At 61.4% G+C, this 12,855-nt stretch carries 9 protein-coding genes; all 9 read left to right on the plus strand.

What is annotated here, in order from left to right:
• The 9 genes from NS365_RS00275 (at position 1) to dnaE (ending at position 12,839) form a co-directional block, all read left to right on the plus strand.
• Entirely contained in the window at positions 1-777 is a 777-nt protein-coding gene (locus NS365_RS00275) for a biotin--[acetyl-CoA-carboxylase] ligase (RefSeq protein ID WP_058598274.1), read from the plus strand.
• Between the two features lie 117 nt (positions 778-894).
• A complete protein-coding gene (locus NS365_RS00280) occupies positions 895-2,505 on the plus strand; it encodes a ribonuclease J (protein ID WP_244498320.1) in 1,611 nt (536 codons plus the stop codon).
• A 38-nt stretch (positions 2,506-2,543) separates the two neighbouring features.
• Complete coding sequence (locus NS365_RS00285) at positions 2,544-2,810, plus strand: DUF1467 family protein (RefSeq protein ID WP_058598276.1); 267 nt, start codon at positions 2,544-2,546, stop codon at positions 2,808-2,810.
• 448 nt (positions 2,811-3,258) lie between these two features.
• Positions 3,259-4,581, plus strand: coding sequence for a proline--tRNA ligase (gene proS / locus NS365_RS00290; RefSeq protein WP_058598277.1), 1,323 nt, complete (start codon positions 3,259-3,261; stop codon positions 4,579-4,581).
• Positions 4,582-4,636: 55 nt separating this feature from the next.
• Positions 4,637-5,896, plus strand: a complete 1,260-nt coding sequence (locus NS365_RS00295; protein WP_244498316.1) for a lipoprotein-releasing ABC transporter permease subunit — start codon at positions 4,637-4,639, stop codon at positions 5,894-5,896.
• On the plus strand, positions 5,893-6,582 hold the full coding sequence (locus NS365_RS00300; RefSeq protein ID WP_058598279.1) for an ABC transporter ATP-binding protein: 690 nt from the start codon (positions 5,893-5,895) through the stop codon (positions 6,580-6,582). The genes NS365_RS00295 and NS365_RS00300 overlap by 4 nt, the downstream gene beginning before the upstream one ends.
• Positions 6,583-6,884: 302 nt before the next feature.
• A complete protein-coding gene (locus tag NS365_RS00305) occupies positions 6,885-7,403 on the plus strand; it encodes a gluconate 2-dehydrogenase subunit 3 family protein (protein ID WP_275477543.1) in 519 nt (172 codons plus the stop codon).
• Positions 7,400-8,953, plus strand: a complete 1,554-nt coding sequence (locus NS365_RS00310; protein WP_058598281.1) for a GMC family oxidoreductase — start codon at positions 7,400-7,402, stop codon at positions 8,951-8,953. The genes NS365_RS00305 and NS365_RS00310 overlap by 4 nt, the downstream gene beginning before the upstream one ends.
• 415 nt (positions 8,954-9,368) lie before the next feature.
• Positions 9,369-12,839 carry a DNA polymerase III subunit alpha gene (gene dnaE / locus NS365_RS00315; protein ID WP_058598452.1) on the plus strand — a complete coding sequence of 1,157 codons (3,471 nt, stop codon included), beginning with the start codon at positions 9,369-9,371 and terminating at the stop codon, positions 12,837-12,839.
• Positions 12,840-12,855 lie beyond the last annotated feature (16 nt).

Below are 12,855 nucleotides of genomic sequence, written 5' to 3' on the forward strand. Positions count from 1 at the left end.
ATGCTCCGAACCGGACCTTCGACGCGCCGCCATCTCGCTCTCGGGCAGGTCACTTCGACCAATACGATAGCGCTTGAGGCGGCGCGTTCAGGTGATCCCGGAGCGCTTTGGATCACGGCTGAAAGTCAGTCGGCGGGACGAGGGCGGCGTGGCCGCCCTTGGTCGTCTCAGCAGGGCAATCTCTACGCGAGTCTCTTGTTGGTGGACCCCGCGCCCGTGCATGCGATGGGTCAAATTCCTCTCGTTATTGCGGTCGGTTTGCGAGACGGGCTGCTTAAACTGCCAGGTGCCGATCCCGCTGCGATCCGGATCAAATGGCCCAACGATCTTCTCATAGGTGGTGCCAAATGCGTTGGCATCCTGGTCGAGAGCGAGCGGACGCCTGACGGACGTCAAGCCGTCGTCATTGGATTCGGCGTGAACGTCGCGTCTGCGCCCGAGGGTGCGCCCTACGCAGTGACGACGCTTTCCAAAGGCGGTATCATCGCTGGCGTGCGTGATGTGTTCCTGTCCGTTGCTACCGGAATCGAGGGCGCTCTGGACTTATGGCGCCAAGGCGCCCATTTTTCTGATATTCGCCTCCATTGGCTGTCGGGTGCGGCGGGGATCGGTGGTCCGTGCCGCGTCAATCTTCCCAATGAGACAATCGAAGGGCGTTTCGCCGATTTGGATTCCTCGGGTCGTCTGGTGCTGGATTTGCCGGACGGGACTCGACGCGAGGTGTCGGCTGGAGACGTCTTCTTACTGCCGCGCGATGATGCAGCGGCGGTGCTGTGAGTTTGCAGGTAACCCCTGCCTTTATGAAAGTCGGCGCCGCCTTGCGGCTTGTAGGAAAGTGATAGTGCATTGAACGAACTGGTATTCGTGCCGCTGGGCGGCATCGGCGAGATCGGTATGAATCTCGCCCTGTATGGCTATGGTCCCGCCGATAATCGCGAATGGATCGCGATCGATTGTGGCGTTTCCTTCGCCGGCCCTGAGATGCCGGGCGTAGATTTGATTCTGCCGGATACGACATTCCTGGAGTCCGAGCGCCATTCTCTGAAAGCTCTCATCATCACCCATGCGCACGAGGACCATTACGGGGCCGTTCTCGATCTCTGGCCTCGCTTGAAGGCTCCGGTTTACGCGACGCCTTTCACGGCAGCGCTTCTCGCCGCAAAGCGTGAGGGCGAGCCGGGCGCACCCAAAGTGCCGGTCACCATTTTCAAGGCGGGAGATCGGTTCGATGTCGGGCCGTTCTCGATCGAAGCGATCAACGTGACGCATTCGATCCCCGAGCCCGTAGCTCTTGCGATCCGAACGCCGCTGGGTACGGTACTGCATACGGGCGACTGGAAGATCGATCCGACACCCGGTTTGGGTCAGCCGACCGACGAGGCACGTCTGCGCGAGATCGGCGACGAGGGCGTGCTCGCTCTCGTCTGCGACTCGACCAACGCGATGCGCGAAGGCGAATCGCCCAGCGAGAAGCAGGTCTCGGCGTCCTTGTCCGAGATCATTCAGGCGGCCAAGGGCCGCGTGGCTGTCACAACCTTCTCGTCCAACGTCGGCCGCATTCGCTCGATCGCGCAGGCGGCCGAGATCGCCGGTCGTCAAGTTCTGCTGATGGGCCGATCCATGAAGCGCGTCGCCGATGTCGCGTCGGAACTCGGCTATCTCGAGTCGCTTGCGCCTTTCGTGAGTGAGCAGGACTTCGGCTATATCCCTCGGGAAAAGGCCGTCATCGTTCTGACCGGCAGTCAGGGCGAGCCGAGGGCCGCTCTGTCGAAGCTCGCAAAGGACGAGCATCCCGCCGTCGCGCTGTCTCGTGACGACACGGTGATCTTTTCGTCGCGCAGCATTCCTGGGAACGAGAAGGCGATCAACGACATCAAGAACGCGTTGATCGAACGCGGGATCGTCGTGATCGAGGATCACGACAAGCTGGTTCACGTGTCGGGCCACCCGAGGCGTTCCGAGCTGCGCCGCATGTATGAATGGACGCGTCCGAAGATCGCCGTACCCGCGCATGGCGAGCCAGCGCATCTTGTGGCACATGCCCAGCTCGCGAAGAACCTCGGCGTGCCAGACGTGGTTTCGCTGCGGAACGGGAAGATGGTGCGTCTTGCACCGGGGCCGGCCACCATTATCGATGAAGTGCCCGTCGGTCGGTTCTACAAGGACGGCTTCCTGATCGGCGGCACGAAGGAAATGGGCATCGACGAGCGCCGACGTCTGGCGTTCGCGGGACACGTTTCCGTTCTGGTCGAACTCAGCGCGAAGCTGGAACTGGACGTCGATCCCGAAATCGTTGCCATGGGCCTTCCCGAGCGCGATGAGAACGGCGACGAAATGGTCGAAATCCTGCTCGACGCCGCCGCTGGTGCGGTAGAGAGTATCCCTCGGGGCCGCCGCAAGGATGTCGAGCTCGTGCGCGAGGCCGTTCGTCGTGCTGTTCGCAGCGAGGCGCATGATGCCTGGGGCAAGAAGCCATCGGTGACGGTGTTCGTCGTCAAGGGCTGAAATCTTTCCGCCCTAGAATACGTTGAGGAATATAACAGATGAGCATCGTCACTTATGTTGCGATCTATTTCGTGATCTGGTGGACGGTGCTCTTCATCGTTCTGCCGATCGGCATGCGATCACAAATCGACGATGGCGATATCGTTCTCGGCACGGCCCACAGCGCGCCGAGCCGGTTCAAGGTTGGGCAAGCGGCGCTCCGCACGACGCTTCTCGCCTTCGCGGTCTTCGCAGTCTTTTATCTCGTCACGGAGGTCTGGGGATACAGCATCGACATGATCCCCCATATCGTGCCGGGAACCTGAGTGAGATTGCGGAGGGCCAAGCGGTATAAAGCTGCCTGGCGGGAATGCGCAGGCAAAAAAAATGCGAGGCCAAGCCTCGCATTTTAGATCACAAACCTGGACCTTGCATCGACCCTTGGGCCGAGGCTGCGCTTTAGCGCGCCGAAGGTCACGTCCTCCCAAACGCGGTCTGCGGAAGTATGCGTCGTTCGACGCTTTTTGATGGACCGAACTTAGACTCTAAATCATGGTGCTGTCGAGTGCGAATGGCAGAAATGTGACGATTTCTTTCTCATCGCGCCTAGGACTTGAGCATGGCATGCCTCGAGCAAGCTTCGTGCTCGCCGGATACGATGCGATCCGGATTGATGGACGGCCTGTATTAGCTTCGCTTTGCATTCGGTGTTCGAGCCGTTAAGAAGCCGGGGCAGGGTATCCCTCCTCCTTTCTCGCCGAGCTTCGAGTTCTCATGCGTCTGTCTCGCTACTTTCTGCCGATCCTCAAGGAAACCCCGAAGGAAGCGGAGATCGTCTCGCACCGTCTCATGCTGCGCGCGGGGATGATCCGCCAGCAGGCGGCCGGGCTTTATTCCTGGCTGCCGCTCGGTAAGCGTGTTCTGGACAAGGTCTCGCGTGTCATTCGCGAAGAGCAGGACCGCTCCGGCGCGATAGAGATGCTGATGCCGACGATTCAGTCGGCCGATCTCTGGCGCGAGAGCGGGCGCTACGACGATTACGGCAAGGAGATGCTGCGAATCGAGGACCGCCACGAGCGGGATCTTTTGTTCGGTCCGACGAACGAAGAGATGATCACGGACATTTTCCGCTCCTATGTCCGCTCCTACAAGGACCTGCCGCTCAACCTCTACCATATTCAGTGGAAGTTCCGGGACGAGGTACGTCCGCGCTTCGGCGTCATGCGCTCACGCGAATTTCTGATGAAGGACGCTTATTCGTTCGACATCGATTACGAGTCCTCGAAGACGGCCTATGACCGGATGTTCGTGGCCTATCTGCGCACCTTCGAGCGGATGGGCTTGAAGGCCATCCCCATGCGCGCCGATACGGGGCCGATCGGCGGCAAGCTCAGCCACGAATTCATCATATTGGCCTCGACGGGCGAGAGTGAAGTCTTCTGCCATCGCGATTATCTCGATATGGCCGCGCCTGGTGAGGGCGTCGATTTCACCGATGCGGCAGCTCTTGCCGATATCGTGAACACTTGGACGACGCCCTATGCGGCTACCGAAGAGATGCACGACGAAGCCGCTTGGAACGCGGTTCCCGAGGGCGAGAGGGTCGCAGCCCGAGGCATCGAAGTCGGGCACATCTTCCATTTCGGTACGAAATATTCCGAGCCGATGAAAGCCTATGTCACCGGGCCTGATGGGAAGGACGTGCCCGTTTTCATGGGTTCCTACGGTATCGGTCCGAGCCGGTTGATCGCTGCCATCATCGAAGCGTCTCACGACGAGAACGGTATCATCTGGCCGAAGGGCGTTGCGCCCTTCGATGTCGGTCTCATCAATATGAAGCCGGGCGACGCCGAATGCGACGTGGTCTGCGAGCGTCTTTATGCCGAGCTGCAGGCAGCGGGGCAGGACGTCCTTTACGACGACCAGGACACGCGAGCGGGCGCGAAATTCGCGACGATGGACCTGATCGGCCTGCCGGTGCAGATCATTGTCGGGCCGCGCGGTGCCAAAGCAGGCGAGGTCGAATTGAAGCTGCGCGCCGGTGGCGAGCGCGAGACGCTGCCCGTTGGCGACGTCCTGCGTCGTCTCTCGGCTTGACGATCGGCGCCCGATGACGGTCGGTCCCGCAGCCGGCATCGCTCCGGAGCCCCTCATGAAGACCAAGCCTTTCTCGCGCTTCGAATGGATGATCGCGGGCCGGTATCTCCGGTCACGTCGGCGAGATGCGGGTGTCTCCGTCATCGCCGGCTTCTCCTTCGTGGGCATCATGCTCGGCGTGGCGGCACTGATCATCGTCATGTCGGTGATGAATGGATTTCGAGGGGAGTTGCTGACGCGCATTCTGGGCGTCAACGGGCATGTCATCATGCAGCCCATGGATCAGCCTCTGACCGACTATGACGAGGTGGCCAAGCGCATTGCGGCGGTGCCCGGCGTCGCCTTCACCATGCCCCTGGTACAGGGACAGGTTCTGGCGACGGGCACAAACAATGCCAGCACCGGCGCTCTGGTGAAAGGCGTTCGAGGCGCCGATCTCCTGCGGCTGAAGCCCATCGCGTCGAATATCAAACTCGGGACAATCGAGAATTTCGACACCAGCCAGGGTGTCGCGATCGGAAGCCGTCTGGCGGACTCGCTCGGGCTGCGCCTCGGCGACTCCATCACGCTCGTTTCGCCTGAGGGTGACGTGACGCCGCTGGGTGTCACGCCACGCGTCAAAGCCTATCCGATCGTCGCGATCTTCGAGATTGGTTTGTCGGAGTATGATGCCGCTTATGTCTATATGCCGCTCAGTGAAGCGCAGCTCTTCTTCAATTCGGAAAACCAAGCGCAGTCGATCGAGATCTTCGTGAACGACCCCGACAAGGTGTCGGCCATGCAGGCGCAGATCGAGCAGGCCGCCGGACGGCCGAATTACACCATCACATGGCAGCGTCAGAACGAGAGCTTCTTTTCGGCTCTGGAGGTCGAGCGCAACGTCATGTTCATCATCCTGACCCTGATCGTTCTGGTCGCCGCGCTGAACATCATCTCCGGTCTCTTCATGCTGGTGAAGGACAAGGGCCGGGACATCGCGATCATGCGAACCATGGGGGCTACGCGTGGATCGATCATGCGCGTGTTTCTGATCACGGGCGCCTCGATCGGCATTTCGGGAACGCTGGCGGGCTTCGTTCTGGGTACGGTTTTCTGCCTGAATATCGAAAATCTCCGTCAGTTCTTTTCTTGGGTCTCGGGCACGACCTTGTTCAATCCCGAATTCTACTTCCTCAGCCGGCTGCCGGCCGAGATCGATGCCCGTGAGGTCGCGACAGTCGTGCTCATGGCGGTCGGTTTGTCCTTTCTCGCGACGATCTTCCCCTCGTGGCAGGCATCGAAGCTCGATCCCGTCGAGGCATTGCGTTACGAATGATGGATCAGGCTTCTCTTCGTCTTGAGCGCGTCGAACGTCATTTCGCGCAAGGGGACGCTCGTCTCACGATCCTGGATCAGGCGGACCTCGCGATCATGCCGGGCGAGATGGTGGCGCTTGTCGCACCGTCGGGCTCGGGTAAGTCCACACTTCTGCACATTGCCGGCTTGCTGGAACGGCCAGACGCCGGGGACGTGGTCGTCAACGGGCAATCCTGCGGCGCGCTGGACGACGCCGGGCGCACGACCATGCGGCGCTCCGCCATCGGGTTCGTCTATCAGTTCCACCATCTCCTGCCGGAATTCTCGGCCCTTGAGAACGTCATGCTGCCCCAGATGATCGGCGGTCTTCGCCGGGATCTGGCGGCGGATCGGGCACGGGAACTGCTCGATTATATGCGGCTGGGCCATCGCACCAAACATCGCCCCTCCGAACTCTCGGGCGGCGAGCAGCAGCGGGTCGCGATCGCTCGAGCGGTCGCCAACAATCCCTTTGTGCTTCTGGCGGACGAGCCGACCGGTAATCTCGATCCAACCACGTCGAACTATGTGTTCGACGCCATGACCGCGCTGGTGCGCCAGTCCGGTGTGGCAGCGCTGATCGCGACACACAATCACGATCTGGCTCGTCGAATGGACCGCGCCGTGACGCTGTCCGAAGGGAAGATTCGGGATCATCGTCTCTGAGACAACAGGTTCGTCGCCCTGCGAGGGGCGGCGGCTCCTGCATCATGCGGCAACTTGCCGAGCGATCCGATGCAGCGTTTTCGCATCCACGTAGTTAGACGGCCACATTCGAACCGTTCCAACTGCGTTAGGACCTGCCGTTGTCCACTGCGTCCCCAATCAAGACCTCGTCTCGACCTTTCCCTCTTTGTACGGATCTCGTCCCACCTAATCGCGTCAGCGATGCGCTGAAAGCCGAGCTGGCGCGGCGCGCTCTTCCGGACGATTCTGCGACGGCGCCTCGGTCGTTCGACCAACGACAGTTGGACACCTTACGAGCGATGGTTTCTCGTATTCTTCCGGATGCGGAAGCCTACGGCATCGACATCGCGCTGCGCCTCGACGCGATGATGGCAGATCAAGAGGGAAACGGCTGGCGCTACGAAGCTCTCCCGACCGATCCAGAAGCCTATCGCGCCGGCCTCGACACGTTGAACGCCTTGGCCGAGGCGAAGACCGGGCAGGGGTTCGATCTCCTGCCGGAGGCGGCGAGGGACGAATTGCTGGAAACGATCGGCCACGGCAATGCCGTCTCCCCGGTGCCGGGAGGGTGTTTCGATGCCGAGCAGATGAAGCTCTGGTTCGAAGAAGTCCGATCTGACGCGGTTCGTCATTATGTCGCGCATCCCGCCATTATGGCGCGGATTGGCTATTCCGGCTTTGCGAATGGCGGCGGCACCGGATTGGCGTTCCAAGGCTTCGAGAACGTCGGCATCGACGAACGCGAGGCTTGGGAGCCTGAGCCGGTCTCATCGTTCGACCAATCGGAGCACGCACGATGAAGCTCGACCGAATGGCACATTATGGGCTGAATGAGGTTGTGGACGCTGTGATCATCGGGACGGGTGCCGGTGGATCGCCCCTTCTGGCGCGGCTGGCCGCAGCGGGCCTGCGCGTCGTGGCGCTGGAAGCCGGATCGAACCGAGACCCCAGAGAATACGCGGCGGACGAGGCGATGTCGTCCGATCTGTATTGGATGGATGAGCGCGTCAGCGGTGGCTCGATGCCGGAAGCGTTTGGTGCCAACAATAGCGGCGTCGGTGTCGGCGGCTCGATGCTGCATTGGGGCGCCTTCGTGCCGCGCGCCGACGCGCGCGATCTGCGCTTGGCGAGCGAAACCGGGAAGGGGCGGGATTGGCCTTTGTCACTCGACGAGCTCATTCCCTACTATGAGGAAGTTGAGTCCTTCGTCGGCGTGTCAGGCCCGGCATCTTACCCTTGGGACTCGTCCCGTCGCTATGCGCTGCCGCCCGTTCTGCGGAACGCACCTGCGCAGGTTATGGCGAAAGGATGCGAGGCCGTTGGGGCGAAGGCGAGCGATGGTCCTGTCGCAGTCGTGTCACGCCGTTTCGAGCAACCGGATGCCCCAGTACGCGAGCCTTGCGTGAATTGCGGCTATTGCCATCAGGGCTGTCGCAATGGTGCCAAGACGTCGATGGACGTCACCTATCTTCCCCTCGCCGTCGCGCGCGGTGCGGAGATTCGACCGGAGAGCTTCGCCGATCATTTCGAGTTCGACAGCCAAGGGCGGATCGCGGCGGTCGTCTATTGGCAGGCCGGCGCCATGATGCGTCAAAAATGCGCGCAGGTGTTTCTTTGCGCGGGGGCGATCGAGACACCGCGCCTTCTCCTGCGGCAGGGGATCGCCAATTCAAGCGGTCAGGTGGGGCGCAATTACACGGCGCATGTCGCAACGCAGGTCTGGGGAACGTTCCCACACGAGATGCGGATGAACAAAGGCTATCCGTCTTCGCTGATCACCGAAGACATGCTGCGACCGGAAGGCGCCGATTTCGCCGGTGGCTATCTCGTTCAAAGCCTGGGCGTGGTGCTCCAGACATGGGCGGACCAAGTGGCTCGCGGGCGAGGTCTCTGGGGGCAGAAGCTCACCGACTATCTCGACCGCTACAACCACGTCGCCGGCATCGGCATCAATGGCGAATGCCTTCCGAGCGACCAGAACGTGATGACCCTATCGGACGAGCTGGATGGGAGGGGCATGCCCAAGCCGCTGATCCGCTTCGGGTACGGCGAGAATGAAAAGGCGCTCCGCGCCCACGCGGTTCGATTCATGACATCGGTCTGGGAAGCCGCCGGGGCGAGCGACGTCTGGGTGCTCGATCGTACCGCCCATACGATCGGAACCTGCCGGATGGGCGTCGATGCGGGAGATAGCGTGGTCGATCCCTATGGCCGCAGCTTCGATGTGCCCAACCTCTGGATTGCCGACAATTCGGTCTTCCCCTCGGCCCTCGCAGCAAATCCGGCGCTGACCATCATGGCGCTGAGCCTTCGGACGGCGGACCGCTTTCTCGGGCGTTTGAACGGCTGAAGAGCGTCCATCCCAACCGCAAGCCTTCAAAGCCCCGCCCTGAATGCGGGGCTTTGTCATTTCAGCAACCATAGTGGACTTGTTCTTACTTTGTTCTTGCGTATCGCAAGGGAATGGAACAAATTGGGAACACAGATCGACGGAGGTTGTCATGCTGGTTCTCAGAGAAATCGCTTCGCTCACGGCCGTAGCCGCTTTCATCGCGAGCTTTGCCTTGATCCTTCATCTGATCTGATCCCACGCTTGCGGGAATGGTGAACAAGTCCGGATCGGGTCTGGACTTCGGCTCATGAATTGGAACACTGACGAATTCCTGGCTGCGGACTTCGAAACCGAATCGATCCTCGATCCGGTCTTCGAGCTTCGGCCTGACGGACCCTTCGATGAGGTCCGTGCCGAGATCGGGAACATCGTCATGGCCGAAGAGAAAGGGGGCGCAGCGACGCCCCTGCGTTTCATTCATCTTCGGGTGCACAGCGCCTTTTCTTTGCTCGAAGGCGCGCTGCGCGTCGACCAGATCGTCAAATTCGCCAAGAGCGATGGAGCGCCTGCAATCGGGATTGCCGATACAGGCAATCTTTTCGGGGCGCTGGAGTTTTCGGAAAAAGCGGCGAAATCTGGCATCCAGCCCATCATCGGGTGTCAGATTGAGGTCGACTTCCGCGATGTGGAGGGCAATCCACGGGATCGCTCCGGCTTCGGATCGACAGGGTCGATCGTTCTCATCGCGGCGACGGAGCGTGGCTACGAGAACGTCGTGGAACTTGTGTCCCGCTCCTATCTGGAACATGATGGAAACACGCGTCCGCACGTTCTGGCGGAATGGCTGGCCGAGCATTCGGATGGCGTGATCGCTCTGACCGGAGGGCCGCTCGGGCCGATCGGGGCCGCCATCGCGTCGGGTCAAAGCACTGTTGCCCGCGCTCGGTTGGAAATGCTGGCGTCCGCCTTCGGCGATCGGCTCTATGTCGAATTGCAGCGTCACGAAGGCCGTGCCCGGCGTACGGAGCCCGAAACCTGCGCGCTGGCCTACGAGCTGAATCTCCCGCTTGTCGCAACCAACGAGCCGTTCTTCTTCTGCAACGAAGATTTCGACGCGCATGACGCGTTGATCGCGGTGGCTTCGAATCGGCTCGTCAGCCACGAGGATCGCCGCCGCCTGACGCGTGACCACTGCCTGAAATCGCAGGAGCAGATGGCACTTCTCTTCGCCGATCTGCCCGAGGCGATCGAGAACACGGTCGAAATCGCGCGACGTTGCTCGTATCGCGTCCGCACGCGCAAGCCCATCTTGCCCCGTTTCGCTGGCGCAGGTGCTGATGCGAGCGAGGCCGAGCTTGCCGAAGCGGCGGAACTGCGCGCCCAAGCTGAAGCCGGGCTCGAGGCGCGATTGGCAGCGCACGGTCCCGCACCGGGCCAGACCGTCGAGACCTACCGCGAGCGGCTTGAGTTCGAACTCTCGGTCATCGAGCGGATGAAGTTCCCTGGCTACTTCCTGATCGTGTCGGACTTCATCAAATGGGCGAAGGCGCAGGGCATCCCGGTCGGACCCGGCCGTGGTTCGGGCGCGGGCTCGCTCGTCGCCTATTCGCTGACCATCACCGATCTCGATCCTCTCCGTTTCGCGCTTCTGTTTGAGCGCTTCCTCAATCCCGACCGCGTCTCGATGCCCGATTTCGACATCGACTTCTGCCAAGATCGGCGCGAGGAGGTGATCCGCTACGTCCAGCAGAAATATGGGCGCGAGCAGGTGGCCCAGATCATCACCTTCGGTTCCATGCAGGCGCGCGCCGTGCTGCGCGACGTCGGGCGTGTTTTGGAGATGAGCTACGGCCACGTGGACAAGCTCTGCAAGCTCGTGCCTCAAAACCCGGCCAATCCGGTGACGCTCGCGCAGGCACTGGAGGACGAACCGCGCCTTCAGGAAGAGCGGCGAAAGGAGGAGGTGGTGGACCGCCTTCTCAGCATCGCGCTGAAACTCGAAGGTCTCTACCGCCACGCCTCGACCCACGCCGCCGGTATCGTGATCGGCGACCGGCCCCTGTCGAAGCTCGTGCCGATGTATCGAGATCCCAGATCCGATATGCCGGTCACCCAGTTCAACATGAAATGGGTGGAGCAGGCCGGGCTCGTGAAGTTCGACTTCCTCGGCCTGAAGACGCTGACGACGCTGAAGACCGCTGTTGACCTGATCGCCCGGCGCGGTGAAAGGATCGATCTCGGTGCTGTTCCGCTGGAGGACAAGCCGACCTACGAACTCTTGACGCGCGGCGAGACGGTCGGCGTGTTTCAGGTGGAATCGGTTGGCATGCGCAAGGCGCTGATCGGCATGAAACCCGATCGGTTCGAGGATATCGTCGCTCTCGTCGCGCTCTATCGCCCCGGCCCGATGGAGAATATCCCGGTCTACAACGCCCGCAAGCACAAGGAGGAAGAGGTCGAGATCATCCACCCGAAGATCGAACCGATCCTTCGGGAAACGCAGGGCGTCATCATCTACCAGGAACAGGTGATGCAGATCGCGCAGGTTCTGTCCGGCTATACGCTGGGCGAGGCCGATCTGCTGCGCCGCGCCATGGGCAAAAAGATCCGCGCCGAAATGGATATTCAGCGCGTGCGCTTCGTGGATGGCTGCGTGAAGAACGGCATTCCAAAGGCGCAGGCCAACACGATCTTCGATCTTCTGGCGAAGTTCGCCGACTATGGCTTCAACAAGAGCCATGCGGCGGCCTATGCGCTGGTCTCCTATCATACGGCCTATCTGAAGGCGAACTACCCGGTCGAGTTCCTGGCCGCGTCGATGACGCTCGATATGGGCAATACGGACAAGCTCAACGACTTCCGCCTTGATGCCAAGCGTCTGGGCATTCCCGTCGTGCCGCCTTCGGTGCAACTCTCGCACCGGCCTTTCGAGGTTCGGGACGGGAAGATCATCTACGCGCTGGCAGCCATCAAGGGCGTCGGCGAGCAGGCGGTGGATCATATCGTCGAAAAGCGCGAGGAAGGCGGGACATTCAAAAGCCTCGAGGATTTCTGCGCGCGGATCGATCCCAAGATCGTCAACAAACGCACGCTCGAACATCTGATCGCGGCGGGCGCGCTGGATTGTTTTGGCATCGACCGTGCTCGCTTGTGCGGTAATCTCGAAAAGCTCTCCGCCTATGCCGCGCTGGCGCAGGCGGGGCGCACGTCCGGCCAGCACGATATGTTCGGCGGTGGTGGGGAACCCGAACCCCTGCGGCTGGACGAAGTATCGGGATGGAGCACGGCTGAAAAGCTACTGCGGGAGTTCCAGTCGATCGGCTTCTATCTCTCGGCTCACCCGCTGGACGAATACAAGGACGCCATGAAGCGCCTGAAGGTTCAGACCTACGCGGAAGTCGTCGCTGGCGTCCGCAAGGGGCAGACGGCGGGTCGCCTGGCCGGAACGGTGACATCGAGGCAGGAGCGCAAGACGCGCACCGGCGGCAAGATCGGTATCGTCCAGTTGTCCGACCCGACGGGGCAATATGAGATCGTGCTCTTCACCGAAACGCTCATCACCTTCCGCGACAAGCTGGAGCCGGGCGCTTCGGTGATTGTCACGGTCTCGGCAGAAGATCGGCCGGAAGGTATCTCGCTGCGCGCGTCCGGTGTCCAGTCGCTGGAAGCCGAGGCGGAGAAGATGCAAAAAGCGCTGCGCATCTTCATGCGCGACGCCAAGCCGTTTTCGCTGTTCCAGAGTCAATTGCGCCAAGGCGGAGACAGCGACATCTCGCTGATCCTGTTGCGCGACGATGGCGAGCGCGAGGTGGAGATCACCCTGCCGGGCAAGTTCCGCGTTTCGCCGCAGATGGCAAGTGTGATCAAGGCGGCGCCCGGCGTCCTCGACGTCGAGCTGGCGTAAGGCGGGAGCGCCGTTC

This window comes from Aureimonas ureilytica (assembly GCF_001475935.1).
In the GTDB taxonomy this organism is placed as follows: Bacteria; Pseudomonadota; Alphaproteobacteria; order Rhizobiales; family Rhizobiaceae; genus Aureimonas; species Aureimonas ureilytica_A.

Coding starts and splice junctions, on each gene's coding strand:
- NS365_RS00275 (WP_058598274.1), top strand. CDS start 1: ATGCTCCGAACCGGACCTTCGACGCGCCGCCATCTCGCTCTCGGGCAG.
- NS365_RS00280 (WP_244498320.1), top strand. CDS start 895: ATGAATCTCGCCCTGTATGGCTATGGTCCCGCCGATAATCGCGAATGG.
- NS365_RS00285 (WP_058598276.1), top strand. CDS start 2,544: ATGAGCATCGTCACTTATGTTGCGATCTATTTCGTGATCTGGTGGACG.
- proS (WP_058598277.1), top strand. CDS start 3,259: ATGCGTCTGTCTCGCTACTTTCTGCCGATCCTCAAGGAAACCCCGAAG.
- NS365_RS00295 (WP_244498316.1), top strand. CDS start 4,637: ATGAAGACCAAGCCTTTCTCGCGCTTCGAATGGATGATCGCGGGCCGG.
- NS365_RS00300 (WP_058598279.1), top strand. CDS start 5,893: ATGATGGATCAGGCTTCTCTTCGTCTTGAGCGCGTCGAACGTCATTTC.
- NS365_RS00310 (WP_058598281.1), top strand. CDS start 7,400: ATGAAGCTCGACCGAATGGCACATTATGGGCTGAATGAGGTTGTGGAC.
- dnaE (WP_058598452.1), top strand. CDS start 9,369: ATGGCCGAAGAGAAAGGGGGCGCAGCGACGCCCCTGCGTTTCATTCAT.